Genomic DNA, 24,025 nt, shown 5'->3' with positions numbered 1-24,025 from the left:
AAACACCATCGGGATTACCGATGGTGTTCTGGATCTCAGTCTGGAACTTACTTGCCGGCGTGGCGTTTTCTGCCGGTGGCGTGAGTGACTTGGGTTTCGTGGTCGCCTTCAATCACCACTTTGCGCTGATTAGAAAGCTTGTAGTTCAGTCCCAGAATATGGCGTGCCTGACGGTTCGATTTCATATTAACTCCTCAATCCTGTTGATAGTTTTAAGGACCAGTTTGCTTACGCAAACGAAATGTAACCCCTTAGGTTGCAGATCCAGCTTAGCAGGTTTTTACAAGGGTGCGTTTTGCCCGCTGACGACGTAGTTAATGGTCTGCTGGTAGATGTCACTGAGGATGTCATTATCTGTGGATTCCACCCACTTGGTCAGTTCCATCAAAATGTCATCTTCAGTCACAGCACCGTGCTCGGCGTGAAGACCCTGTGCAATCGCGTTAACGAGTTCAGGTTGTGCTGCTGCGGTATTTGCCGGGTAATAAGTAAACATGCTGCCTCCGTGTCGTTGTCTGTTTAATGGTACGGCTCGCAAAAAATTTAATTCACAAACAGAATGGCAAATATTTTCCCGGTTGTGGCTCAGATTCATCTTAGAAATAAAAATGACATAAGTGTATGCTTTTGTGTGCTTTTGAAATGCGGGGGTAAATCGACGTGGCGCTGAGAGAATATTATGACGGTGCTCCTGCTATCTCGAAAAAATAGCAGGAGCACCGTTTAAATTACCACTTCATTTCGCCGGTATTCACCTTAGCGCTTAATTCCAGCGAGCTCTCTTCAGCCAGATTCGGATACTGTTTTTTCAGGGTGCTGATGACGCCCGCAGAATCTTTATGAACGGACAAGGCCTTTTCAAAGCGCTGGAGATAGTCACGGGTAAAATCAATCGCACCCGTCCCGGCTGGCGGGGTACCCAGATAGTGACCCGGGATCACGCGCTCGGGTTTGTGCGCCGCCATGTTCACCAGCGTTTCCTGCCACTGCTTACGGCTTTCCGCTGTCTGGGTGTCCGCCGTCCAGACGTGAATCCCCCAGGCTACGCCAGTGCCGCCGAGGATGGTCTTTGCGGACGGGATCCATACATAGGCCGCATAGCTGTCAGGCTGTTCGATGTCGATCTTCTCCCCGTCAACCATAAACGTGGTGGAGGCGAGCACCTGCGGGACGACCAGCTCCGTTGGCGCGCCGTCTTTCATCTGCGGACCCCAGAAGGCGAGCTTGGCGTCTTTGGTAGCCTTGATGTGATCAACCACGTGCTGCGTGGCCACCACTTTGGCGTTCGGGAAGGCTTTGACCAGCGGCTGCAGGCCAAAATAGAAATCCGGATCGCCGGAAGTGATCACAATCTTGTTCAGGGTCTTACCGCTTTGACGAATTTTCTCTACCAGCGCTTCGCCATCCTTCACGCTGAACTGCGCGTCAAACAGCACCGCCTCTTTCGGGCCGGAAACCAGCGTGGAGGAGACAGCGAAAATGCCTTTCTCCTGCGGGTTATAGGTATCAATGCTTAACGGCGCGGCAAAAGCAGCCGGCGTGAAAAGGGTGGAAAGCAGGGCAAGGTGAGTGAATTTCATGCTGTTGTCTCTGTTGTTCAGGAATGTCTCTATTGTACGGAAATTCGCATTTGCCAGAATTCCTGAAACAAGACATGCTTAGTTTCATAAATCGAGCAGATGGAGTTGATATGGATCGCGTGATTGCCGCTCAGGTTTACAACCGCATATGCGAGCTGGGAAGTTTGAGCGCGGCGGCCCGGGCGCTGGGTATTTCCCGCCCAATGGTGAGCCGCTACCTTGAGCAGATGGAGAAATGGGCGGGCACGCGGCTGGTAAACCGCTCCACGCGCAAGCTGACGCTGACCGCGGCAGGCGAAAAGGTGCTGCAAAAAACGCGAACGCTCTCGCAGATCTCGCAGGAAATTGAAGGCCAGTCGGAAAAAGATCTCCCGTCTGGCACCCTGCGGGTGGCCTGCGCGCACTTTACCGCCATGCACCTGATTGCGCCGGTCCTGCCCGGTCTGCTCTCGCGCTACCCGCAGCTGCGCATTGAGCTGGACGTGAACAACCACCCGGTCAGCCTGGTGGGAGAGCGCATTGACGTTGCCGTACGCATTACCGATAACCCTGAACCCGGCATGATTGCCCGTCGGCTGGGGGAGTGTCGCTCGGTCCTTTGCGCCTCGCCGGACTATCTGGCGCAGCACGGCACGCCCGGCAGCCCCGAAGAACTAGCCCGGCATAACTGCCTGCACTACAGCTTTTTTGCCGGGCAGTCCTGGCACTTCCTGACGCCGGAGGGCGAAAGCCTGAGCGTGGCCGTCAGCGGCAACCTGAGCGCCAGCATCTCTTCGCTGCTGATGGACGCGGCGGTTAAGCACTGCGGTATCGCCATGCTGCCGGAGCGTGAGGCGCGAACCGCGCTGGAGCAGGGATTACTGGTGCCGGTACTGGAGGCGCTGGAGCCGAAGCCGCTGGCCATCCATGGCATTTATCAGTCCCGGGAATACCAGCCTGCCGCGCTGCGGGCGTTCCTTGATGAGCTGGCCCGCTATCTGGCATGAGCGCGGCGTTTGCCGTCATTTACTTAGCCTTTAGCCAGGGGGAGGCCGTGCTCCAGAAAATAATATCCGCCCCGAGATAATTTTCCGCGAACCGATCAAATTCTGCTTTGGTGAAGGGCTTGCCGGTCTCTGGGTTCTTATAGGTCAGGGTCGGTTCCTGAACCGCCATGGCGATAAGCGACAGCGTCTGTTTATTTTTATGGAAGAAAGGATAGGCATTCTTCATATGCGCCTTGCGGTTGGGAACAATGTCCGGCCCACCGAGGCCGACACTGTTGGCGCTGGCATACGCAAAAAGACGCCCCATGTAGTTGTGGTCATTATCCCATTCGCACGGCCAGAAGTTCACGTATTGCACCACGTGTGATTTCTGAAAAGCCTTGCGCGCAAAGGCCAGGTTTTCCATTTCTCCCGCAAAATAGCTGTCGCAGGTAAATCCGGCGGGCGGATTTTTTTCGTCAAGATCGATGGCGGTTTCAGGCAGGTTTACGCCATATACCTCGCCATCAAAGCGTTTCGCGAGGGCGGCCAGCAGCGCCTGGTAGCGCTGGCGCACCGCGGGATCCCACTGACGCGCCACCCAGCCTGAACCGACTGGCTTCCCTTCGCCGGGGTTATCGAACTGCGGCGCAATCCCGCCTCCGTATTGCTTATCGTGCATCAGATAATCCGGCACGTAGCGCGCGTCCGCCTCAAAGAAACGGTCCTGAATCTGGATAAAAAGCTTTTTCCTGGCAGCCTTAAGACGCGCGAGATCCCGTTCAATGCGCGAGAAATCGTAGCGATCCTTCTCAGGCTCAAGCGCGCGCCAGTTGTAGACGATCTGTACGCCGCCGATATCGCTTCGCACAACGAGCGGGAACGCCGCGTCGAGCTCGCCGGAGCTGGTATAGATAAAGTTCTCGGGCGTTTTCGCCTGCAAAGACAACGACAGAGCGAGGGTAGCGATCGCAACGGCCATCCTGATTTTTAGCGCCATAGGTTTATCCTTTTTGTCGGTACAGCAGGTGTAAGTCCCGGAATTGTCTGTGTTCCAGGGGCAGTCAGATGCGTAGTCTATACTTAACCCTTTGTAAGCCAAAAGGAGAGCAAGAATGACTATTCATAAGCACGGTTCGGCACACTGGTCTGGCGACATTAAGCGCGGTAAAGGAACGGTTTCCACCGAGAGCGGCGTTCTCAATCAACAGCCTTATGGCTTTAATACCCGTTTTGAGGGTGAAAAGGGGACCAACCCCGAAGAGCTGATCGGCGCGGCACATGCGGCCTGCTTCTCGATGGCGCTGTCGCTGATGCTCGGCGAAGCGGGCTATACCGCCGACGCCATTGATACCACCGCGGATGTCTCCCTCGATAAAACGGACGGCGGTTTTGCCATCACCAAGGTTGCCCTGAAGAGCAAGGTGACCGTTCCCGGCATCGCCCCTCAGCAGTTCGACGGTATTATTCAGAAAGCCAAAGCGGGCTGTCCGGTTTCGCAGCTACTGAAAGCCGAAATTACGCTGGACTATACGCTTAACTAAGCCTCAGCCTGGCTGGCGCCCGGCTATCCCTTCAGCGCGGCGGGAAACACCTCCGCCAGCCAGGCAATAAACACCTTCAGACGGTGCGTCAGATGGCGGTTCTGCGGGTATACCACGTGAAACGGATAGGCGGCAGGGCGCCAGTCACTCAGGATCGGCGCCAGCGTTCCCGCCTGTAAATACGGCTTTGCCGAATACTCAAACGTCTGCACGATCCCCAATCCTGCCACGGCCGCCGCCAGGTGGGCATTACTTTCATTTATGCCGAGATAATGGGGGATATTGATTTCCATCGCCTCGCCATGCCGCCTGAAGCGAAAGGGAAACGCCCGCCCGGTGACGGGCGAGAGGTAGCTAATGAGCTTGTGGCCGTTGCACAGCTCCTGTGGATAGGCTGGAACGCCATGGTTTTTCAGGTAGCCCGGCGTCGCGCAGGTGACCATTTCGGCGTTACCAATATGGCGAGCGATAAGGGTCGAATCGTCCAGCGGGCCGCCGCGGATCACGCAGTCTACGTTACCGCTGATGAGATCGACCGGCCGGTCGGCCACGCCAAGGTCGATGCGGATATCCGGGTAGCGCCGCATAAAGTCCGGCAGCAGGGGGATGAGCACGTCCCGGGCGGTGGAGCCGCCCACGTCAACCCGCAAATGCCCTTTGGGCGTCGCGCGGGAAACGCGAAACGCGGTGTCGATATCTTCGATATCTATCAAGACCCTGAGCGCTTTTTCATAGTATTCCATCCCTTCCGGCGTCGCGACCACCCGGCGAGTCGTCCGGTGCAGGAGGCGTATCTCCAGATGCGTCTCAAGCGATTTCACCAGCTTGCTCAGCGTGGCGATCGGCATGTTCAGCGAGTCCGCCGCGCGGGTAAAGCTGCCGGTTTCCACCACCCGGGTAAAGGCGCGCATCGCCATGAGCTGATCCATGAGATTCCCTCTGATTATTTCTGTATGTGAATAGTCATTTTCATTTTTGCTGGTTTTTCACTAATCCCGCAAGGGCTAAAGTTTGTCCAACGCAAACCCAACAAAAGGTAAATGACATGAACACGACTCTCTCAGGAAAAATCGCACTGGTCACCGGCGGCAGCACCGGCATCGGTCTTGCCACGGCGCAGGAGCTGGCGGCACAGGGCGCGAAGGTGTACATCACCGGACGTCGTCAGGCCGAGCTGGACGCGGCGGTGGCTGAAATTGCTTCAACGGCAGTGGGCATTCGCGCTGACGTGTCAAAACTGGCGGACCTGGACGAGGTCTATGCCCGGATAGCCAAAGAAGAAGGCCGCCTCGATATTCTGTTCGCCAATGCGGGTGGCGGCGATATGCTGCCGCTGGGCGCGATTACCGAAGAGCAGTTTGACCGGATTTTCGGCACTAACGTCCGCGGGGTGCTGTTTACGGTACAGAAGGCGCTGCCGCTGCTCTCCGCCGGATCGTCGATTATTCTGACCGGCTCAACGGTGTCCATTAAGGGGACGGCAAACTTTAGCGTCTACAGCGCCAGCAAGGCCGCCGTGCGCAACTTTGCCCGCTCCTGGGCGCTGGATTTGCAGGGCCGTGGGATCCGCGTCAACGTGGTGAGCCCGGGCCCGATCAAAACGCCTGGCCTCGGCGACCTGGTGCCGGAAGAGCACCGCCAGGGGCTGTACGACGCGCTGGCCGCTCAGGTACCGCTCGGCCGTTTAGGCGCGCCGGGTGAGGTGGGTAAAGCGGTGGCGTTTCTGGCCTCCGATGCGGCCAGCTTTATTAACGCCACCGAGCTGTTCGTGGACGGCGGCATGGCGCAAATCTAACCCAGACTGCGCCAGCAGCGGACGTCACGGCCCTCGCGAGAGGGCTGTAACGGCTGAGGACGCTCGCACCCCTGCGCGGCCATCGGGCATCGGTCGCGGAAAAAACAGCCTTCGGGCAGACGGCGGTTGCCGGGAAGCTCCGTTTTGCGTAAGGCCAGCGTTTCATCCAGCGGCTCACCGGTGCGCGGAACCGAATCGAGCAGCAGGCGGGTGTAAGGATGGCGCGGCTCGCCAAGCACCTGCGCGGCGCTGCCCAGCTCCACAATCTGCCCAAGGTACATCACCGCCACGCGGTCGCTCATGTGCCGGACCACCGAGACGTTATGCGAGATCAACACGTAGGTCAGATTACGCTGCTGTTGAAGGGTCACCAGCAGGTTAAGGATCTGCGCCTGCACGGAAATATCCAGCGCGCTGGTGGGTTCATCGAGCACGATGATATCCGGATCGGACGAGAGCGCCCGGGCGATGGCGATGCGCTGGCGCTGCCCGCCGGAGAAGGCGTGCGGAAGCCGGTCGAGATATTCCGGGCGAATGCCCACCTGCAGCGCCAGGTTTTCAGCCAGCTGGCGGCGGTCGCGCTCGCTGCTGCGCTTTTGCACCCACACCGGCTCGGTGATGATTCGCCAGACCGGCAGGCGCGGGTCAAGCGAGGAGAGCGGATCCTGAAACACCATCTGCATGCCGCCCGCGTGGTGCGCCCGCTGGCAGGCGCCGGTGCTGGGCTTAAGCATGCCCATCAGCAGCTGGGCGAGCGTGCTTTTCCCACAGCCGGATTCCCCGACAATGCCAAGCGTTTCTCCCCGACGGATCTCAAGGTCGAGCCCGTTGAGCGCATGGACCCGTTCCGTCACGCGACCCAGCCAGTTTTTGCGCGCCGCAAAGTTCACGTGCACGCTATCCAGTTCCAGCAGTACATCAGACATGGGCTTTCTCCCGTTGTGGATACCAGCAGGCGGCCTGTTGGCCCTCTGCGCCAGTGGGCGCTAAGCGCGGCGTTTCGCTGCATTTCGCCCCGGCGGCAAAGCAGCGCTCGCGGAATGCGCATCCCTGTGGAAGCTGGCTGAGGTTGGGCACCGTGCCGGGGATGGCGGGAAGCGGGGCGCGCGGCTGGCCGTTTTCCGGCGCGCACTGCAGCAGACCAATAGAGTAGGGATGCACGGGCTGGTGGATCAGCGTTTGCGTGGTGCCGCTCTCGATCACGCTGCCCGCATACATTACATACACTCTGTCGCAGAGCTGTGACACCACGGCCATATCGTGGCTGATAAACAGCACCGAGGTGCCGCTGGCCCGCGCCTTGTGCTTCAGCAGGCGCAGCACCTGCAGCTGAACGGTGACGTCCAGCGCCGTGGTTGGTTCGTCGGCGACGATCAGCTCCGGCTCGCAGGAGAAGGCAAGGGCAATCATCACCCGCTGGCGCATGCCGCCGGAGAGTTCAAACGGATAGCGCGCCATGACCGCTTTCGCATCCGGGATTTGCATCTCTTCCAGCAGGGTAATCGCCTTCTGCTGCGCCTCACGCCGGGAAAGCGGTTGATGCTGGCGGATCACCTCTACCATCTGTTTGCCAATCCGCCGCGTCGGGTTGAGGGCGGTCATGGGCTCCTGAAAAATCATCGCGACCTTTCCGCCGCGCCACTGGCGAAGCTGTTTCTCGGACGCCGTCAGGACATTTTCGCCGAGTAATTTCACCTGACCATGATGAATGCGGTAGCTGCCTTCCGGCAGCAGACGCATGGCGAGCATGGCGGTCACGGATTTACCCGAACCGGATTCGCCCACCACGCCGACAATTTCACCCCTGCCGATCTCCAGCGAGACGTGGTTCAGCGCGTGGACCTCGCCGCGGAAAATCGGGAAGCTCAGATGCAGGTCTTCAATCTTGAGAACCGGATCGGTCATCACTGTTTACCTCCTGACTTCGGATCCAGCAGATCGCGGATGCCATCCCCAAACAGGTTAAAGCCCACGGCGGTAATCAAAATCGCCGCTCCGGGAAACGCGCAGTACCACCACTGGTCCAGAACGTAGTTACGGCCGACGGCCACCATCGCGCCCCATTCGGCGGTCGGCTGCTGCGCCCCCAGGCCAATAAACCCCAGCGTGGCGGCCATCAGGATGGCGCTGCCGATGTCCAGCGACGCCTGCACGATCAGCGGCGGCAGGGCGTTGCGCAGGATATGCCAGCTGATCACATGCCAGCGGGATGCGCCAAAGGTGCGGGCCGCCTGAACGTAGGTAAACTGGCGCACCACCAGGGTTTGCCCGCGCGCCAGGCGGACGTAAAACGGAATGCGGACAATCGCAATCGCCAGCATGGCGTTAAACAGGCTTGGCCCGAGCGCGGCGGCCAGCGCCATGGTCAGCACCAGGGAAGGTATCGAGAGCATAATGTCCATCACCCGCATGATGACGGCGTCGCCGCGCCCGCCCAGCACGCCGGACAGACAGCCCAGCAGCGAACCGATGCCGCCCGCAATTACCACCACCGCCAGCCCGGCGGTAATGGACTGCTGGCTGCCCGCCAGCACGCGGCTGAACAGATCGCGGCCCACCTCGTCGGTACCAAACCAGTGCTGCGCGGACGGCGCCTGCAGGCGCGCGGTCAGATCCAGCGCGTTCGGGTCGTGCGGCACGATCCACGGTGCGGCCACCATAATGAAAAGCATCACCAGCATTATGACGCCGCCAACGATCGTGAGCGGACTTTGGCGCAGCATCCAGAACAGCTTTGCCCAGTTGATGCGTTGTCTGGCGGTTTTCACCGGGACGGGCGTTTCCTGCGTTAACATCATTCGGCACCTCCGCGCCCGATTCGCGGGTCAATCCACAGGTAAAGCAGATCGACCACCAGATTAACCAGCACATAGGCCAGCGAAACGACGACCGCAAAGCCCATCACCGCGGGAAAATCGAGCGCCTGAATGGACGTCACCACCCAGGCGCCCATGCCCGGCCAGGCAAAGACGGTTTCGGTCAGCACGGCCCCGTACAGCAGGTCCCCCAGCGCCAGCCCGAGCACGGTAATCGACGGGATCATCGCATTCGGCAGGGCGTAGCGCAGGACGATGTACCAGCCGGGCAGGCCGCTGGCGCGGGCCGTGCGGATGTAGTCTTCGCTAAGCTGCTCCAGCATCGCGGAACGGACCTGACGCGCCACGATGCCGAGATGCACAAATGCCAGCGTCAGCGAGGGTAAAATCAGGTGCTGCAGCGCATTGAAAAAGACCTCTCCGTTGCCTTCCAGCAGCGCATCCAGCAGATAAAAGCCGGTGACATGGGCAGGTGGGTCGAGCCAGTCGTCCAGCCTGCCGCCGCCCGGCAGGATTTGCAGGTGCCCGTAGAACAGCACAATGACGCCCAGCCCAAGCCAGAAGGCCGGGGTGGAGATCCCGGTCATCGCCATCAAACGCACCAGGTGATCCAGCCAGCGGTTGCGGTACACCGCCGATAAAATTCCCAGCGGCACGCCGATGACCAGCGCCAGCAGGAGGGAACAAAAGGCCAGCTCCAGCGTGGCGGGGAAAAAGGCCTTCAGGTCTTCCGCAACCGGGCGTCCGGTACGGATGGAGGTGCCTAAATCACCGTGGGCCAGGGCGTCCACGTAGCGGCCAAACTGAACGTAGAGCGGCTGATCCAGCCCCAGCTGCTGGCGAATGTTCTGCACGATGTCGTCGCTGGCGCGGTCGCCGGCCAGCAGACGGGCCGGATCGCCGGGGATCAGATGTGAAATAATAAAAGTGATAATACAGACACCGGCCACCACCAGGAGTAACCCCCAGCAGCGCTGGCGCACGATGCTCCAGAACGTCATACACTTTCCCCCGGCGAAACGGTTACTTGCTCATGGTGGCGATGTTAAACACCTGCTCGAGCATCGGATTAAAGGTGAAGCCTTTGACCTCTTTGTTCATCGCCAGCTGGTAGTTCTTCTGGAACAGATAAACGTAGGCCGCCTCGTCGATGACCACCTTTTGCGCCTGCTGGTAATCTTTGGTGCGTTCCGCCTGGTCGGTGGTTTTCAGCGCGGCCTGCAGCAGGGAATCGACCTCTTTGTTCTCATAGAACGAACGGTTGCCCGGCAGACCTTTCTTGTCCGATTCGAACCAGTAGTTCATAAACATGTACGGGTCGGCAAAATCCGGGCTCCAGTTGCCGATGGCGATGTCGTAATCGCCTTTGCCGACGCGGTCTCGCATGGTGGCGTTGGCCAGTTTCTCCAGCTTGACGTTAATGCCGATCTTGCCGAGGCTGGCCTGAGTCGAAAGGGCGATAGGCTCCCAGTTTGGATCGTTGTCCGAGTAGAGGAAGGTCAGGCTGGCGGGCTTGTCTTTGACCTTCTCCAGGGCTGCTTTAGCTTTGGCTTCGTCGAAGCTGTACTGCATGGCCGTGGCGTCAAAGCCCCACATGCCTTCCGGGATCGGACCGCGCATCTGCTTGCCGTTGCCGCTCAGAATGCCTTTCACCATCCCCTCATAGTCCGTCGCCCAGGAGACCGCGCGGCGTAAATCCACCTGATTGAGCGGCGCTTTGCTGTTGTTGAGGTAGAGGTAGGTCACGCGCAGAGACGGGTATTCGGCGACGGCGACTTTGCCTTCCTGCTTCAGGGCCGCCAGCTGATCGACCGGCAGGGAGTCGGCAATGTCCAGATCGCCGCGGGAAAGCTGCAGACGGCGCGACGCGCTCTCACCGATAATTTTCACCGAGACGCGCTTGAAGTGCGGCTTGTCGCCCGACCAGTGCGGGTTTGGCACCAGCACCAGCTGCTGGCCTTTCTGCCAGCTCTTCAACATAAACGGCCCGGAGCCAGCGGTGTTTTGCGCCAGAAAGCCGCGCGCGTCGTCCGCGGCATTGGCCTTCAGCACCGTCGGGTTAATGATGGAGGCGCCGTCGTTCGCCAGGGTGTAGAGGAAAGGCGCGAACGGCTGGCTGAGGGTGAATTTCACCGTGTGCTCATCAACGGCCTCCACTTTCAGATCTTTCGGGAAGGCCTCAGACGGCCCCTGGCCGAGCTTCAGCAGGCGCTCAAAGGAGAGTTTGACCGCCTCGGCGGTGACCGGCGTGCCGTCGGAGAATTTGGCGTTATCCGCCAGGGTGAAGGTCCACTCTTTCTGGTCGTCGGAGGCTTTCCAGCCCGTCGACAGATCGCCTTCCACCTCGGTAGAGCCTGGCTTGTACTTGACCAGACGCTGGTAGGACGGATAGGTGACGGTCCAGTCGTTGTTATCAATGGTGATGGCCGGGTCGAGCGTTTGCGGGTCGGCGGCTTTACCGATTGCCAGCATGTCTTTCGGGACGGCAGCCAGCGCCAGCGGGGCGCTCAGGGCCAGCGTGGCGGCAATGACGGTCGAGAGAAGCGATGTTTTCATGGCAGTGCTCCAGGTTCAAAAAGAGGTGTGCGTCAGGGGAAAACAGGCAAAACGGTCATCAAGCAGCGGGTAGCTGGCGGCGTTCGGCAGTTCGAAGTGCCACCATTCGCTGCCGATCCCGACAAAACCGCCGCCGAACATGATGGCGTTCAACAGCAGACGGTTGCGCTGGGCGTGGGGCGGCACGGAAGGGTGATACGGATGCGAGCGGTCATGCATTTCGTCAAAACCGGCGCCCATATCCAGCACGACGTTATGCTCGTCCATCAGCGTGACGTCGATGGCCGTGCCGCGGCTGTGGTTAGAGCCAATCGCCACGTCGACCACATATTCCGGGTTCGGGCAGGCCTCCCACAGCTGGGCCTGCGCCTGCTGCGGGCGATAGGCGTCGTAGACCACCAGCTTCAGCCCGGCCAGCGTGGCAATGCTGATGGCTTTTGCCAGCGCGGTAGCAGCATCGGTATGCAGCAGGCACTGCGCCTCCCGATAGATCGGGCGGCCTGTGATGTTGTCGGCGGTGGCGTACTTCAGATCGATATGCAGCGTGGGGAACGTCTTCGCCACATCAATCAGTTCACTCTCTACGGGCATAGCTCCGCTCCTTTAGCGTTCGAATTGACCAAACTCTTGTTGTAATTGTCGGTTTACTGCCAGGCGCGCCGGGAGCGCATCACCCAGCGCTTCCACCACGCCCGACAGCAGCAGGTTGAACAGACAGCTCACGGGGGCAAGTGAATCCCAGAAATGACCGGTATCGGTTTTCACCTGCAGTAAATCCATCGGGTAATCCCGCGCCCACGGGCACCAGATGTCGGTGATTAAGGCCAGCGGAATGCCTTTCTCGCTCGCGACGCGGCAGTACTGGCGGGCCATCGTGGAGTAGGTGCGCGTATCGGTCAGCACGACATAAGGGTGCGCAAACCCGGAGTTAAGGGATTCCACCCAGCTGCCGGATGCACCCTCTGAATAGCTCACGCGCGGGCGGAGGTATTCAAGGTGGCTGAAGAAGGCGTTGGCGATCCCGCGCGTGGACTGGATCCCCAGCACAAAGACCGCGTCCGCGTGGGCCAGATGGTGCACCACCTGACGAAAAGCGTCCGTTTGCGCCAGCTGATACACCTGCGTGATGGCATCCACTTCCAGCGACAGGGCGTGCTGAAGGCGGTTGGGCAGGGGGCGCTGCTGCTGCCAGGAGTCGAGGCGCTCGTTCATGCCCCAGGGCTGATACGGATCGCGCAGGCTCTTTTTGGCATCTTCCAGGTTGCGATATCCCAGCTTGCGCAGGAAGCGTCCGACGGTGATCCCGCTGGTCCCGCTCGCCAGCCCGACGCTCTCCGCCGTTTCAAACGGGATTTGCGCGGCGTGCGCCAGCAGCCAGCTTCCGACCCGCTTTTCGCTGGGCGTGAGCTGGCTGAAGGTCGCCTCGATACGGCTTAACATCTCGGGTTTCGTCGTCATACCGCCTCGCTGTTAACAGGCTGTCAAAAGCTGAATATGTGTTACCGGGTTAACAGTGCATGACGCGTGCCATGTTCACAGAAGGGCGAAAACCCGCTGCGCAGTAAACTTCATGCAATATTTGGTTAACCAATGATCAACATTTGTGCAGCGTAGTTCACTTTTGGTGCACTGGCTGACCTGGCAGGGATGAATTTGGTGAATACGTCAGCCCGTTCACATTTTTGATAAGATAGAAATACAGTGAACATAAAAGGGATCCCGGCATGGCGAATTGGCCCTGGCGAGTCAGCGTGCGCCTGGTGGCGCTTGCAAAGAAAACAGGGATGGTCGTGGGGATCGTCCTGGTCGTCCTGCTGGCGGTGCGGGTCTATCTCTCGCAGCAGGGGCCGGAACTGCACCCGTGGCACACCTGGCGGGGAGATGAGATGTCCGTTCGCGAGCTGGATAACGCCGATTTTGCCGGGTACCTCGCCCGTGAAAAGGCGATTTTCACCGATCTGGATAACGCGGTGACGGCGAAAACAGCGGGCGAGGATCAAACTCCGTTAAACCGCTACTACCGCCAGAGCCTGGTGTGGCCCGGCCAGTTTGCCCCCGATGCCAACCGCTCCTTTGTGCTGATGCCAGCCGGGAAGCCGCGCGGCGCGGTGGTGCTGCTGCACGGCCTGACCGACTCGCCTTACAGCGTCAGGCACCTTGCCGTGAACTATCAGCAGCACGGCTTTGTGGCCGTGGTCCCGCGTCTTCCCGGACACGGCACCGCGCCCGGCGCGCTGACGGACGTGGACTGGGAAATGTGGCTGGCAGCGACGCGGCTTGCCGTGCGGGAAGCCACGCGTCTGACGGGGAATAACGTGCCGCTGCATCTGGTGGGCTACTCCAACGGCGGGGCGCTGGCGATGAAGTATGCCCTCGATGCGCTGGAAGACCCTGCGCTGCGTAAGCCTCAGCAGATGATCCTGCTCTCACCGATGATCGGCGTGACGTCCTTTGCGCGGTTCGCCGGATTCGCCGGGCTACCGGCGCTGCTGCCGCCGTTTGCCAAAGCGGCCTGGTTGAATATCTCCCCGGAATATAATCCGTATAAATACAACTCGTTCCCGGTGAACGCCGCTCGCCAGTCGTGGCTGCTGACAAAGGCCCTGCAGGAGCAGATTGGCCGTGAGGCGCGGGAAAACAGGCTGGCGAATTTGCCGCCGGTGCTGGCGTTCCAGTCGGTGATGGACTCCACGGTCAGTACCCGCGCGGTGGTCAGCGGCCTGTTTGACCAGCTTCCGGCAAACGGCAGCGAGCTGGTAGTGTTTGATATCAACCAGGCGGCGAGCTTCCGTCCACTCTTTAAACCGTCGTCCTGGACGGCCACCACGGCGCTGCTGCCGGTCGCGCAGCGGCGTTACGGTGTCACGATTATTACCAATGCCGGCGAGCACAGTTTCTCGACGGTGGCGAAAATCACGCCGGCAGGCAGCACGCAGGAGACGGTCGTGCCGCTTGCCCAGTCCTGGCCGCAGGATGTTTATTCCCTGTCGCACGTTGCGGTGCCGTTCCCGCCGGATGACGATCTCTATGGTCGTGAACCACGCGTGAAAAACCGATATGGCATCAGCCTGGGGACGATTGCGCTGTGGGGAGAAACGTCCGTACTGAGCGTCGGGAAAGAGGCGCTTATGCGGGTCACCTCGAACCCGTTCTACGACTATATGCAGGAGAGGATTAACAGCCGGATCGGGGACCAGAAAAAGTAATGTTCCCTTGTGGCGTGAATATGTTAGGTCGCATTGATTAAGTATGTTACATAGTAGCTTCAAGGCACCTCTCTTTATCACTGGAACCCCTTTTTGTGCTGACGACGCTGATCTACCGAAGCCACTTGAATTTATCCCGCCCGTCCACCGAACTGCGGGAGCTGGTGGAGCGCGCCAGGGGCCGCAACGTAAAACTGGACATTACCGGCGTCCTCCTTGCTAAAGGCAACGACGTTCTGCAGATCCTCGAAGGGTCGGAAGAGAGTGTGGTCAAACTGTTCCATAAAATCCGCGAGGACAAGCGGCACAGCGGGGTAGTAGAACTGCTGCGGGACTATGGTCCGCGCAGACGCTTCGAAAACGTCGGTATGCTGCTGTTCGACCTGCAAACGCAGTCGCCGAAAGAGGTGCTGCAGTCGGTGCTGCGCTACAGCAAGCTGGACAGCTATCTGACCTCCGACGATCGGGTGTTCAAATTTATTCAGACCTTTATAACCGGTAAACGTCCGGCCCCGTCGGGGGCACGCTACACCGCGGACAAATGGACGCTCTCGACCGAAGCGCTACCCTTTGGCGAACATCTGGGCCTGATTGCCGGACAAACCTGTCAGTTTGCGCTGCAGCCTATTGTCGAGCCCTCGGAAGGGAAAATCAGCTCCCTTGAGGCGCTTATCCGCGGCAACGACGGCGGCAGCCCGGAGCATTTCTTCAGCACCGTCGACCCGGACAACGTCTACGAAGTCGATCTCCAGACAAAAGCCTATGCCTTTGCGCTGGCGGAAAAGCTGGGCATTGGTAGCCATAAAATCGCGGTCAACCTGCTGCCCATGTCGCTGGTAAATGTCCCAGGCGCGGTGGAATTTCTGGTCGATCAGATTAAAAAACATGGCCTTCAGCCGGAGCAGGTGGTCATTGAAGTCACTGAAAACGAGATGATCTCCGGGCTCAACCAGTTTAACAGCGCCATCAAGCAGCTTCGCGGTGAGGGGATTGGCCTGGCGATCGATGATTTTGGCTCGGGCTATGCCGGGCTTTCGCTGCTGACCCGCTTCCAGCCGGATAAAATTAAAATCGACCGTGAGATTGTCAGCAACATCCACCTGAGCGGCCCCAAACAGGCGATTGTGCGCTCCATCATCAGCTGCTGCTCCGATCTTGAAATCACCCTGGTGGCCGAAGGCATTGAGAAAATTGAGGAGTGGTGCTGGCTCGAATCGGCCGGGATCCGCCGCTTTCAGGGATTCCTGTTTGCCCGGCCGCAGCTTAATGGCGTCGGCGATATCCACTGGCCGCATCTGGTGCGGTAAGCCAATTTTCCCTGCCGTTATTTCCCCTTTGCCCGGCCTGTGCTTAAATAGCTAAAACGGTTTAACATAGTTTAGCTACGAGGGTCACATGAAGAAAATCTGGGTACTTGGCGATGCGGTAGTGGATTTGCTGCCGGATGGAGAAGGTCGATTACTGCAGTGTCCCGGCGGCGCGCCGGCGAACGTCGCGGTCGGTATTGCCAGGCTGGGCGGCCAGAGCGCCTTTATCGGCAGGGTTGGCGACGATCCTTTCGGGCGCTTTATGGCGAAAACGCTCGCTGACGAGCGGGTTGACGTGACGTGGATGCGCCTTGACCCGGCGCACCGCACCTCAACGGTGGTGGTCGATCTCGACGACCACGGCGAGCGCTCGTTTACCTTCATGGTGCGCCCGAGCGCCGATCTGTTTCTCGAACCCGACGACCTGCCGACGTTCAGCGCCGGGGAGTGGCTGCACGTCTGCTCCATCGCCTTAAGCGCCGAGCCGAGCCGGACTGCGACGTTTCAGGCGATGGCCGCCATTCGTGAGGCGGGCGGTTACGTCAGCTTCGACCCCAATATTCGCCCGGACCTCTGGCCGGATGAGAACGCACTGCATGGCTGCCTGGAGCAGGCCCTGCAAAGCGCCGACGTGGTGAAACTTTCGGTAGAAGAGCTGGCCTTTTTCACCGGCAGCGCGGAGGTCAACGTTGGTCTGGAGGTGCTGATGCAGCGCTGCCCGGCGCGTCTGGTGCTGGTTACCCAGGGAAAAGCGGGCGTAACCGCGTGGCATGAAGGTAGCGTAAAACACTACCCGGCAACGCCTGTGCAGTGCGTCGATACGACCGGTGCGGGCGATGCCTTTGTGGCGGGGCTGCTCTACGGGCTGGCCGCCGGACAGGACCTGACGCCGGTTATCGCGCTCGCCCAGCGCTGCGGCGCGCTGGCCACCACCGCCAAAGGGGCGATGACCGCGTTGCCCTGGCAGCACGACCTGTAATTTCTCCTCTCCTGGCCGCCATCCGGCGGCCTGAATTGTCGCCTCGATCACACTTACTAAATCGGTTTAGCAAAAAAGATTGCCGATCCAAAATTCCCAGGTTTAGTATCAGCAGCCTAAACCGGTTTAGCAATTTAGCACGTTTAATGACTTCTTTTAGGGATGCGACAAAATGTATAAAAAACGCAGACTTGCCGTGATGATAGGCATGCTGGCCGGAAGTACCTCTGTTTTTGCCCAGACGGATATGTCCAGTATTGAAGCGCGTCTTGCCGCGATGGAGCAGCGCCTTCAGGACGCGGAAACGCGCGCGCAGGTGGCTGAGAAACGCGCCGCGGCAGCAGAACAAAAAACGCAGCAGCTGGTTGCCGCTCAGCAGCAGGCGCAAACGACGACCCAGGAGGTGGCGCAGCGCACCACCGCGCTGGAGAAAAAGGCGGATCAGACCGGCGGGTTTGAGTTCCACGGCTATGCCCGCTCTGGCCTGTTGATGAACGATGCCGCCTCAAGCAGCAAAAGCGGCCCTTACCTGACCCCAGCCGGTGAAACCGGCGGTGCGGTGGGGCGTTTGGGTAACGAAGCCGACACCTACGTCGAGCTGAACCTGGAGCACAAGCAAACCCTGGATAACGGGGCGACCACGCGCTTCAAGGCGATGCTGGCCGACGGTCAGAGAACCTATAACGACTGGTCAGCCGATACCAGCGATCTCAATATTCGTCAGGCCTTCGCGGAGCTGGGCAACCTGCCTGATTTTACCGGCGCGCTGAAGGGCAGCACCTTCTGGGCGGGTAAACGCTTCGACCGGGACAACTTTGATATCCACTGGCTGGATTCCGACGTGGTGTTCCTGGCCGGTACCGGCGGCGGCGTTTACGACGTGAAGTGGAACGATTCGCTGCGCAGCAACTTCTCCATTTACGGCCGCAACTTCGGCAGCGTGGAGCAGACCGACAACAACGTTCAGAACTATATCCTCAGCATGAACCACTTCGCTGGCCCGTTCCAGCTGATGGTGAGCGGGCTGCGGGCGAAGGATAACGACGACCGTAAAGACACTAACGGCGATCTGATTAAAACGGATGCCGCCAATCACGGCGTTCATGCCCTGGTAGGCTTGCACAATGAGAGCTTCTACGGCCTGCGTGAAGGGACCGCCAAAACGGCGCTGCTTTATGGTCACGGGCTGGGTGCGGAGGTAAAAAGCATCGGCTCCGACGGCGCGCTGCTGTCTGAGGCGGATACCTGGCGCTTCGCAAGTTACGGTGTCACGCCGATCGGCGGTGGCTGGAGCGTTGCGCCCGCCGTTCTGGCACAGAGCAGTAAAGATCGCTACGTCAAGGGCGATAGCTATGAGTGGGTAACGCTCAATACCCGCCTGATCAAAGAGGTCACCCAGAATTTCGCGCTGGCGTTTGAGGGAAGCTACCAGTACATGGATTTAAACCCGGAGGGCTATAAGGACCGCAACGCCGTGAACGGCAGTTTCTACAAGCTGACCTTTGCGCCGACGTTAAAAGCGAGCAAAATCGGCGATTTCTTCAGCCGTCCGGAACTGCGCCTGTTTGCCACCTGGATGGACTGGAGCAGCAAACTGGATAATTACGCCAGCGATGATGCCTTTGGCAGCAGCGGCTTCAACGCCGGCGGGGAATGGAACTTTGGGGTCCAGATGGAAACCTGGTTTTAACCCATCACGCTCCCGCCTGGCGGGAGCGTTTCGCACATCATAAAAAGAAGTCAGGCAGAGGTATCTATGGATTTTAATCAAATCGCCCGCGAGCTTATTCCGCTGCTCGGCGGCAAGGAAAACATCGCCAGCGCGGCGCACTGCGCAACGCGTCTTCGTCTGGTGCTGGTTGATGACGCGCTGGCGGATCAGCAGGCCATCGGCAAGGTCGACGGCGTAAAAGGCTGCTTCCGTAACGCCGGGCAGATGCAGGTGATTTTTGGCACGGGCGTGGTCAACAAGGTGTACGCCGCATTTATTCAGGCGGCGGGAATTAGCGAATCCAGCAAATCCGAAGCCGCGGATCTGGCGGCGCGCAAGCTGAACCCGTTCCAGCGTATTGCCCGCTTACTCTCCAACATCTTTGTGCCGATCATTCCCGCGATTGTGGCGTCCGGTCTGCTGATGGGTCTGCTCGGCATGGTGAAAACCTACGGCTGGGTCAATGCGGATAACGCCATCTACATCATGCTGGACATGTGCAGCTCGGCGGCGTTTATCATTCTGCCTATTCTGATTGGCTTCACCGCCGCGCGCGAATTTGGCGGTAACCCGTACCTCGGCGCGACGCTGGGCGGGATTCTGACCCACCCGGCGCTGACCAACGCCTGGGGCGTGGCGTCGGGCTTCCACACCATGAACTTCTTCGGCCTTGAGATCGCGATGATTGGCTATCAGGGTACGGTATTCCCGGTGCTGCTGGCCGTCTGGTTCATGAGCATCGTGGAAAAAAACCTGCGCCGCGCGATCCCGGATGCGTTAGACCTGATCCTGACGCCGTTCCTCACCGTGGTTATTTCCGGCTTTATCGCCTTGCTGATTATCGGCCCGGCGGGGCGCGCGCTGGGGGACGGTATCTCCTTTATTCTGAGCACGCTGATCGCCCACGCGGGCTGGCTTGCCGGGCTGCTGTTCGGGGGACTTTACTCGGTGATTGTGATCACCGGTATTCATCACAGCTTCCACGCGATTGAAGCCGGGCTGCTGGGGAATCCGTCGATTGGCGTTAACTTCCTGCTGCCGATCTGGGCCATGGCGAACGTGGCGCAGGGCGGTGCCTGCCTGGCGGTATGGTTCAAAACCAAAGATGCCAAAATCAAAGCCATTACCCTGCCGTCGGCGTTCTCTGCAATGCTGGGCATCACCGAAGCGGCCATTTTTGGTATCAACCTGCGCTTCGTTAAGCCGTTTATCGCCGCGCTGATTGGCGGTGCGGTGGGCGGGGCCTGGGTGGTCTCCGTGCACGTGTACATGACCGCCGTCGGGCTGACCGCGATTCCGGGGATGGCCATCGTGCAGGCCAGCTCGCTGCTGAACTATATTATCGGCATGGTGATTGCCTTCGGCGTGGCGTTTACCGTCTCACTGCTGCTGAAATATAAAACGGATTCTGAATAATGACGTTACCTTCCCGCTGGCCTGCGATCCTGCAGGCCGTTATGACAGGTCAGCCGCGGGCGCTGGCGGACAGCCATTATCCGCAATGGCACGCCGCGCCGGTGACGGGGCTGATGAACGACCCGAACGGGTTTATCTGGTTTGCTGGCCGCTATCACCTGTTCTATCAGTGGAACCCGCTGGACTGCGAGCACCGCTTTAAGTGCTGGGGGCACTGGAGTTCTGCGGACCTGGTGCACTGGCAGCATGAGCCGCTGGCGCTCATGCCCGACGAGGCGTATGACCGCAACGGCTGCTACTCCGGTAGCGCCGTCGATAACCAGGGCGTACTGACCCTGTGCTACACCGGCAACGTCAAGTTCGATGACGGCAGCCGCACCGCCTGGCAGTGCCTGGCCGTGGAACAGCCTGACGGAACCTTTACGAAGCTGGGGCCGGTGCTGGCGCTGCCGGAAGGCTACACCGGCCACGTGCGCGACCCGAAGGTGTGGCGGCACGACGGGGACTGGTACATGGTGCTCGGCGCGCAGGATGTGCAAAAGCGCGGCAAGGTGCTGCTGTTTAAATCAGCCGATTTGCACGCCTGGACATCCTGCGGGGAGATCGCCGGTCACGGGGTTAACGGCCTGTCGGACGCGGGCTATATGTGGGAGTGTCCGGACCTGTTTTCCCTCGACGGGACGCACGTCCTGATCTGCTGCCCGCAGGGGCTGGCGCGCGAGCCGCATCGCTACCTCAATACCTATCCGGCCACCTGGATGAGCGGGGCGTTTGACTATGCCCGCGCGACGTTCGAACACGGCGAGCTGCACGAGCTGGACGCGGGCTTTGAATTCTACGCCCCGCAAACCACGCTGGCGGAAGATGGACGCCGCATCCTGATTGGCTGGATGGGCGTACCGGACGGGGAAGAGATGCTTCAGCCCACGCGGGCGCACGGCTGGATGCACCAGATGACCTGCCCGCGAGAATTGCGCTTCCGCGACGGCAGGCTCTGGCAGACCCCGGCGCGAGAGCTGGCGGCGCTGCGTGAAGATGAGCAGCACTGGCAGGGGTGCGCCAGCGACGCGCCCGAACTGGACGCGACGCGTCTGGAGTTTGAGCTGAGCGCATCGCAGGTGAATGTCGATTTTGGCGGCGCGCTGCGCCTCACGCTCGATGAGCAGGGCGTGCGCCTGGAACGCGCGAGCCTGAAAACCGGTGAAACGCTAACCCGCTACTGGCAGGGCGACGTCCGTCATTTGCGCGTCCTGTGCGACCGCTCCAGCGTCGAAATCTTCATTAACCACGGCGAAGGGGTGATGAGCAGCCGCTATTTTCCTGACCATCCGGCCCGGGTGCGATTCGAAGGTGCGTCCGATATCACATTACGCTACTGGTCGCTGCGCGCCTGCATGATAGAATGAGGGTTTTGGCAGCCGGATCTAAGTCGTTGTGAGAAAAACAAAACGCGTCACCATTAAAGACATCGCGGAGCTGGCGGGGGTGTCAAAAGCCACCGCCAGCCTGGTCCTGAACGGTCGCAGCAAAGAGCTTCGCGTGGCGGAAGAGACGCGCGAGCGCGTGCTGGCAATTGCAAAAGAGCACCACTATCAGCCCAGCATTCACGCCAGGTCGCTGCGCGATAACCGCAGCCACACCATTGGTCTGGTGGTCCCGGAGATCACCAACTATGGTTTTGCCGTCTTTTCTCATGAGCTGGAAACGCTGTGCCGCGAGGCGGGCGTTCAGCTGCTGATCTCCTGCAGCGATGAAAACCCGGGGCAGGAGACGGTGGTGGTGAACAACATGGTGGCGCGTCAGGTGGACGGGCTGATTGTGGCCTCCAGCATGCTCAACGACGCGGACTACCATAAGCTGAGCGAGCAGCTGCCGGTGGTTCTGTTTGACCGTCACATCAACGACAGCGCGCTGCCGCTGGTGATCACCGATTCCATCACCCCGACGACCGAACTGGTGGCGGACATTGCGCGCCAGCATCCGGATGAATTCTACTTCCTCGGCGGCCAGCCCCGTTTATCCCCGACGCGCGATCGTCTTGAAGGCTTTAAGCAAGGGCTGCGTGATGCCGGCGTGGCGCTGCGCCCCGAGTGGATCATTCACGGCAACTATCACCCGAGCTCCGGTTACGAGATGTTTGCTGAACTCTGCGCCCGCCTGGGGCGTCCGCCGAAAGCGCTCTTCGCCGCCGCCTGCGGGCTGCTGGAAGGGGTGCTGCGCTATATGGGCCAGCATAACCTGCTGCAAAGCGATATCAGGTTAGCCAGTTTTGACGATCACTATCTCTACGATTCGCTGACGATCCCGGTGGATACCATCCGCCAGGATAATCGCCAGCTGGCGTGGCACTGCTTTGATTTGATTAGCAAACTGATCGAGGGCGAGACTCCGGAACCGTTGCAACGCAAGCTGGCGGCCACCCTGCAGCGGCGCTATAAGTCAGCGAAATAGCCCGGTTCGATACTTCAGTAACTTTAATTAATTTAAGTTTTGGAATGGCCGATAACCATAAGGAATAATTCTCCTTGAGGTATTGGTTTATGTCGTTGAAAAAGTCGTCCCTGATAGTCCTGTTCTCGCTGCTTTTCTTCTTTGTTGTCAGCACCGTCACCAGCGTTGGCATCATCATTAAAAGTAATAATTCCCTGGATAACGTCAACAAAGAGATCCAGGTTGTGCTGTCCATTATTGACCCCATCAACCACAGCCGTACGCTGCGCGTGCGGGTGATGGAGTATGTGAAGATGGTGGAAGCGGGCAACGCGGCGGACGACGCTGCAAAGCTTACCGCCGTGAAAGAGGCGCTGACCAAAGCGGACCACGCCTTTGCGGCCTTTATGGCGTCGCCGCGCCTGAGCGATGAAGCGTCGCTGGTCACTGCCTATCAGGACGCCTGGCAGAACTACCGCAACCAGGGGCTGGCGCCGCTGATCGATGCCGCCGAGGCGCACGATGTCGCCAAATTTAACGCGCTCATCCCGGAAGTCTCCCGCCTCGACCGCCAGTACGAGATCGTTCTCGACCAGGTGCTTTCCGTCCACCAGAAATACGCCAAAAGCCTGAACGAAGATGCGAGCAGTAGCTTCGTCTCCGGCCTGGCGATCGTTGCTGCTATCGCCAGCCTGTTTGTGGTGGTGATTATCGCCGTTAGCCTGCTGATGAAGCGCTTTGTCTTTGCGCCGATCAACCTGGCGCGCGAGCACTGCAGCCAGATTGCGGCAGGCAAGCTGGACATTCCGGTGCCGGTGAAGGGGAGTACAGGCAACGAAATCGACCATCTGATGGGCTCGATGGAGCAGATGCGACAGGCGCTGCTGGCGACCATCGCCCAGGTGCGCGATGCGAGTCATACCGTGACGCACGCCGCCCAGGAGATTGCCTCCGGGAATATCGACCTGGCGTCACGCACCGAGCAGCAGGCTTCGGCGTTAACCCAGACGGCGGCCAGCATGGAAGAGCTGAGCGCGACGGTGGCGAACAATACCGATAATGTGTATCAGGCCGGGAAGCTGGTGCAGGACGCGGTGAAAAATGCCCACACCGGTGAAGCGGTGACCCGTGAAGTGATCGACACGATGAATACCATCGCGGCGAACTCGAAGCGTATTGAAGACATCACCAGCGTGATTAACAGCATTGCCTTCCAGACCAACATCCTGGCGCTGAACGCGGCGGTTGAAGCGGCGCGCGCCGGTACGCAGGGACGCGGCTTTGCGGTCGTGGCCAGCGAAGTGCGCACTCTGGCGCAGAAAAGCGCGGTGGCGGCGAAAGACATCGAAAGCCTGATCGCGCAGTCGGTCTCCAGCGTGAAAAACGGTGCGGAGCTGGTCAGCCGCTCGGGCGAGGTGATTGACGCGATCATTTCGTCGGTGAATAAAGTGAATACGCTGATGGAGCAGATCTCCGTCGCCTCTGAAGAGCAGAGCCGCGGGATCGGCCAGGTCGGGCAGGCGGTGACCGAGATGGATGGCGTCACCCAGCAGAACGCCGCGCTGGTGCAGCAGTCCGCCGCGGCAGCGGCCTCGCTGGAAGAGCAGGCACAGCAGCTTTCGCGGAGTATTTCGAGTTTTAGTTTGCCGGTGCAGGCTTGATTTTTGGGAGCGGCTCCGTAGGGGGCCTCTTTCAAAGCTGGCGTAACTGGAAAACCATG

At 59.7% G+C, this 24,025-nt stretch carries 23 protein-coding genes; 11 read left to right on the top strand and 12 right to left on the bottom strand.

Annotated elements, in window-relative coordinates; translation table 11 throughout:
• Positions 1 to 47: 47 nt before the first annotated feature.
• The 3 genes from sra to C6A40_RS13460 form a co-directional block, all read right to left on the bottom strand.
• Positions 48 to 185: a stationary-phase-induced ribosome-associated protein gene (gene sra / locus C6A40_RS13470; protein ID WP_008501714.1), complete on the bottom strand. Its 138-nt coding sequence runs from the start codon at positions 183 to 185 to the stop codon at positions 48 to 50.
• A 95-nt stretch (positions 186 to 280) separates the two neighbouring features.
• Positions 281 to 496 (bottom strand): biofilm-dependent modulation protein, encoded by a 216-nt coding sequence (gene bdm, locus C6A40_RS13465; protein WP_013096534.1) that lies wholly within the window; start codon positions 494 to 496, stop codon positions 281 to 283.
• Positions 497 to 728: 232 nt separating this feature from the next.
• On the bottom strand, positions 729 to 1,580 hold the full coding sequence (locus C6A40_RS13460) for a Vmh family MBL fold metallo-hydrolase (protein WP_025911005.1): 852 nt from the start codon (positions 1,578 to 1,580) through the stop codon (positions 729 to 731).
• 110 nt (positions 1,581 to 1,690) lie between these two features.
• Between C6A40_RS13460 and C6A40_RS13455 the strand changes: the two genes are divergently transcribed.
• Positions 1,691 to 2,566, top strand: a complete 876-nt coding sequence (locus tag C6A40_RS13455) for a LysR family transcriptional regulator (RefSeq protein ID WP_045333815.1) — start codon at positions 1,691 to 1,693, stop codon at positions 2,564 to 2,566.
• 19 nt (positions 2,567 to 2,585) lie between these two features.
• Here the strand turns inward: C6A40_RS13455 and C6A40_RS13450 are convergent, their stop codons facing one another.
• The gene (locus C6A40_RS13450; RefSeq protein ID WP_045333812.1) at positions 2,586 to 3,545 is read right to left on the bottom strand and encodes a hypothetical protein; all 960 of its coding nucleotides are present in this window, start codon (positions 3,543 to 3,545) and stop codon (positions 2,586 to 2,588) included.
• Between the two features lie 115 nt (positions 3,546 to 3,660).
• On the opposite strand from C6A40_RS13450, the gene C6A40_RS13445 reads away from it, so the two are divergent.
• Positions 3,661 to 4,089 carry an OsmC family protein gene (locus tag C6A40_RS13445; protein WP_008501708.1) on the top strand — a complete coding sequence of 143 codons (429 nt, stop codon included), beginning with the start codon at positions 3,661 to 3,663 and terminating at the stop codon, positions 4,087 to 4,089.
• Between the two features lie 23 nt (positions 4,090 to 4,112).
• Here C6A40_RS13445 and C6A40_RS13440 read toward each other — a convergent pair whose 3' ends face one another.
• Entirely contained in the window at positions 4,113 to 5,018 is a 906-nt protein-coding gene (locus C6A40_RS13440; RefSeq protein WP_045333811.1) for a LysR family transcriptional regulator, read from the bottom strand.
• A 116-nt stretch (positions 5,019 to 5,134) separates the two neighbouring features.
• On the opposite strand from C6A40_RS13440, the gene C6A40_RS13435 reads away from it, so the two are divergent.
• A complete protein-coding gene (locus C6A40_RS13435) occupies positions 5,135 to 5,884 on the top strand; it encodes an SDR family NAD(P)-dependent oxidoreductase (protein ID WP_008501706.1) in 750 nt (249 codons plus the stop codon).
• Here C6A40_RS13435 and C6A40_RS13430 read toward each other — a convergent pair.
• Genes C6A40_RS13430 through C6A40_RS13400 form a run of 7 tightly spaced genes read right to left on the bottom strand, consistent with a single transcriptional unit; the run spans position 5,881 to position 12,714 of the window.
• Positions 5,881 to 6,810, bottom strand: a complete 930-nt coding sequence (locus C6A40_RS13430; RefSeq protein WP_008501705.1) for an oligopeptide/dipeptide ABC transporter ATP-binding protein — start codon at positions 6,808 to 6,810, stop codon at positions 5,881 to 5,883. The two genes, C6A40_RS13435 and C6A40_RS13430, sit on opposite strands and share 4 nt — an antisense overlap.
• Positions 6,803 to 7,789: an ABC transporter ATP-binding protein gene (locus tag C6A40_RS13425; protein WP_045333809.1), complete on the bottom strand. Its 987-nt coding sequence runs from the start codon at positions 7,787 to 7,789 to the stop codon at positions 6,803 to 6,805. Before C6A40_RS13425 ends, C6A40_RS13430 begins: the two co-directional genes overlap by 8 nt.
• On the bottom strand, positions 7,789 to 8,682 hold the full coding sequence (gene ddpC / locus C6A40_RS13420; RefSeq protein ID WP_025911018.1) for a D,D-dipeptide ABC transporter permease: 894 nt from the start codon (positions 8,680 to 8,682) through the stop codon (positions 7,789 to 7,791). Before ddpC ends, C6A40_RS13425 begins: the two co-directional genes overlap by 1 nt.
• Positions 8,679 to 9,701: an ABC transporter permease gene (locus C6A40_RS13415; RefSeq protein WP_023327529.1), complete on the bottom strand. Its 1,023-nt coding sequence runs from the start codon at positions 9,699 to 9,701 to the stop codon at positions 8,679 to 8,681. Before C6A40_RS13415 ends, ddpC begins: the two co-directional genes overlap by 4 nt.
• A gap of 22 nt (positions 9,702 to 9,723) precedes the next feature.
• Entirely contained in the window at positions 9,724 to 11,256 is a 1,533-nt protein-coding gene (locus C6A40_RS13410) for an ABC transporter substrate-binding protein (protein WP_045333803.1), read from the bottom strand.
• Positions 11,257 to 11,271: 15 nt separating this feature from the next.
• A complete protein-coding gene (ddpX, locus tag C6A40_RS13405) occupies positions 11,272 to 11,847 on the bottom strand; it encodes a D-alanyl-D-alanine dipeptidase (protein WP_045333800.1) in 576 nt (191 codons plus the stop codon).
• Positions 11,848 to 11,859: 12 nt separating this feature from the next.
• Entirely contained in the window at positions 11,860 to 12,714 is an 855-nt protein-coding gene (locus tag C6A40_RS13400; protein WP_008501698.1) for a MurR/RpiR family transcriptional regulator, read from the bottom strand.
• A 266-nt stretch (positions 12,715 to 12,980) separates the two neighbouring features.
• Here C6A40_RS13400 and C6A40_RS13395 point away from each other — a divergent pair, with 266 nt between their 5' ends.
• From C6A40_RS13395 to C6A40_RS13360, 8 genes are all read left to right on the top strand, one after another.
• The gene (locus C6A40_RS13395) at positions 12,981 to 14,462 is read left to right on the top strand and encodes an alpha/beta hydrolase (RefSeq protein ID WP_045333793.1); all 1,482 of its coding nucleotides are present in this window, start codon (positions 12,981 to 12,983) and stop codon (positions 14,460 to 14,462) included.
• A 95-nt stretch (positions 14,463 to 14,557) separates the two neighbouring features.
• Positions 14,558 to 15,769 carry a diguanylate phosphodiesterase gene (locus tag C6A40_RS13390; protein WP_039025256.1) on the top strand — a complete coding sequence of 404 codons (1,212 nt, stop codon included), beginning with the start codon at positions 14,558 to 14,560 and terminating at the stop codon, positions 15,767 to 15,769.
• A gap of 88 nt (positions 15,770 to 15,857) precedes the next feature.
• The gene (locus tag C6A40_RS13385) at positions 15,858 to 16,748 is read left to right on the top strand and encodes an aminoimidazole riboside kinase (RefSeq protein WP_032674834.1); all 891 of its coding nucleotides are present in this window, start codon (positions 15,858 to 15,860) and stop codon (positions 16,746 to 16,748) included.
• 172 nt (positions 16,749 to 16,920) lie between these two features.
• Entirely contained in the window at positions 16,921 to 18,438 is a 1,518-nt protein-coding gene (locus C6A40_RS13380) for a carbohydrate porin (protein ID WP_021240175.1), read from the top strand.
• 66 nt (positions 18,439 to 18,504) lie between these two features.
• Positions 18,505 to 19,875 carry a sucrose-specific PTS transporter subunit IIBC gene (locus C6A40_RS13375; protein WP_023619263.1) on the top strand — a complete coding sequence of 457 codons (1,371 nt, stop codon included), beginning with the start codon at positions 18,505 to 18,507 and terminating at the stop codon, positions 19,873 to 19,875.
• Entirely contained in the window at positions 19,875 to 21,281 is a 1,407-nt protein-coding gene (locus C6A40_RS13370) for a sucrose-6-phosphate hydrolase (protein WP_045333791.1), read from the top strand. Before C6A40_RS13375 ends, C6A40_RS13370 begins: the two co-directional genes overlap by 1 nt.
• 28 nt (positions 21,282 to 21,309) lie before the next feature.
• On the top strand, positions 21,310 to 22,326 hold the full coding sequence (locus C6A40_RS13365; protein ID WP_045333787.1) for a LacI family DNA-binding transcriptional regulator: 1,017 nt from the start codon (positions 21,310 to 21,312) through the stop codon (positions 22,324 to 22,326).
• Between the two features lie 89 nt (positions 22,327 to 22,415).
• The gene (locus tag C6A40_RS13360; RefSeq protein WP_045333784.1) at positions 22,416 to 23,966 is read left to right on the top strand and encodes a methyl-accepting chemotaxis protein; all 1,551 of its coding nucleotides are present in this window, start codon (positions 22,416 to 22,418) and stop codon (positions 23,964 to 23,966) included.
• Positions 23,967 to 24,025 lie beyond the last annotated feature (59 nt).

Source organism: Enterobacter sp. GER_MD16_1505_Eko_090, from assembly GCF_003331015.1.
In the GTDB taxonomy this organism is placed as follows: Bacteria; Pseudomonadota; Gammaproteobacteria; order Enterobacterales; family Enterobacteriaceae; genus Enterobacter; species Enterobacter roggenkampii.
This window is presented reverse-complemented; position numbering and strand designations above follow the sequence as displayed.

What these genes read in the sequence shown, in the direction of transcription:
- C6A40_RS13425 (WP_045333809.1), bottom strand. Translation starts at nt 7,789, where the DNA reads ATGACCGATCCGGTTCTCAAGATTGAAGACCTGCATCTGAGCTTCCCG.
- C6A40_RS13370 (WP_045333791.1), top strand. Translation starts at nt 19,875, where the DNA reads ATGACGTTACCTTCCCGCTGGCCTGCGATCCTGCAGGCCGTTATGACA.
- bdm (WP_013096534.1), bottom strand. Translation starts at nt 496, where the DNA reads ATGTTTACTTATTACCCGGCAAATACCGCAGCAGCACAACCTGAACTC.
- C6A40_RS13360 (WP_045333784.1), top strand. Translation starts at nt 22,416, where the DNA reads ATGTCGTTGAAAAAGTCGTCCCTGATAGTCCTGTTCTCGCTGCTTTTC.
- sra (WP_008501714.1), bottom strand. Translation starts at nt 185, where the DNA reads ATGAAATCGAACCGTCAGGCACGCCATATTCTGGGACTGAACTACAAG.
- C6A40_RS13430 (WP_008501705.1), bottom strand. Translation starts at nt 6,810, where the DNA reads ATGTCTGATGTACTGCTGGAACTGGATAGCGTGCACGTGAACTTTGCG.
- C6A40_RS13440 (WP_045333811.1), bottom strand. Translation starts at nt 5,018, where the DNA reads ATGGATCAGCTCATGGCGATGCGCGCCTTTACCCGGGTGGTGGAAACC.
- C6A40_RS13450 (WP_045333812.1), bottom strand. Translation starts at nt 3,545, where the DNA reads ATGGCGCTAAAAATCAGGATGGCCGTTGCGATCGCTACCCTCGCTCTG.
- C6A40_RS13410 (WP_045333803.1), bottom strand. Translation starts at nt 11,256, where the DNA reads ATGAAAACATCGCTTCTCTCGACCGTCATTGCCGCCACGCTGGCCCTG.
- C6A40_RS13375 (WP_023619263.1), top strand. Translation starts at nt 18,505, where the DNA reads ATGGATTTTAATCAAATCGCCCGCGAGCTTATTCCGCTGCTCGGCGGC.
- C6A40_RS13395 (WP_045333793.1), top strand. Translation starts at nt 12,981, where the DNA reads ATGGCGAATTGGCCCTGGCGAGTCAGCGTGCGCCTGGTGGCGCTTGCA.
- C6A40_RS13415 (WP_023327529.1), bottom strand. Translation starts at nt 9,701, where the DNA reads ATGACGTTCTGGAGCATCGTGCGCCAGCGCTGCTGGGGGTTACTCCTG.
- C6A40_RS13400 (WP_008501698.1), bottom strand. Translation starts at nt 12,714, where the DNA reads ATGACGACGAAACCCGAGATGTTAAGCCGTATCGAGGCGACCTTCAGC.
- C6A40_RS13455 (WP_045333815.1), top strand. Translation starts at nt 1,691, where the DNA reads ATGGATCGCGTGATTGCCGCTCAGGTTTACAACCGCATATGCGAGCTG.
- C6A40_RS13445 (WP_008501708.1), top strand. Translation starts at nt 3,661, where the DNA reads ATGACTATTCATAAGCACGGTTCGGCACACTGGTCTGGCGACATTAAG.
- ddpX (WP_045333800.1), bottom strand. Translation starts at nt 11,847, where the DNA reads ATGCCCGTAGAGAGTGAACTGATTGATGTGGCGAAGACGTTCCCCACG.
- C6A40_RS13385 (WP_032674834.1), top strand. Translation starts at nt 15,858, where the DNA reads ATGAAGAAAATCTGGGTACTTGGCGATGCGGTAGTGGATTTGCTGCCG.
- C6A40_RS13435 (WP_008501706.1), top strand. Translation starts at nt 5,135, where the DNA reads ATGAACACGACTCTCTCAGGAAAAATCGCACTGGTCACCGGCGGCAGC.
- C6A40_RS13460 (WP_025911005.1), bottom strand. Translation starts at nt 1,580, where the DNA reads ATGAAATTCACTCACCTTGCCCTGCTTTCCACCCTTTTCACGCCGGCT.
- C6A40_RS13380 (WP_021240175.1), top strand. Translation starts at nt 16,921, where the DNA reads ATGTATAAAAAACGCAGACTTGCCGTGATGATAGGCATGCTGGCCGGA.
- ddpC (WP_025911018.1), bottom strand. Translation starts at nt 8,682, where the DNA reads ATGATGTTAACGCAGGAAACGCCCGTCCCGGTGAAAACCGCCAGACAA.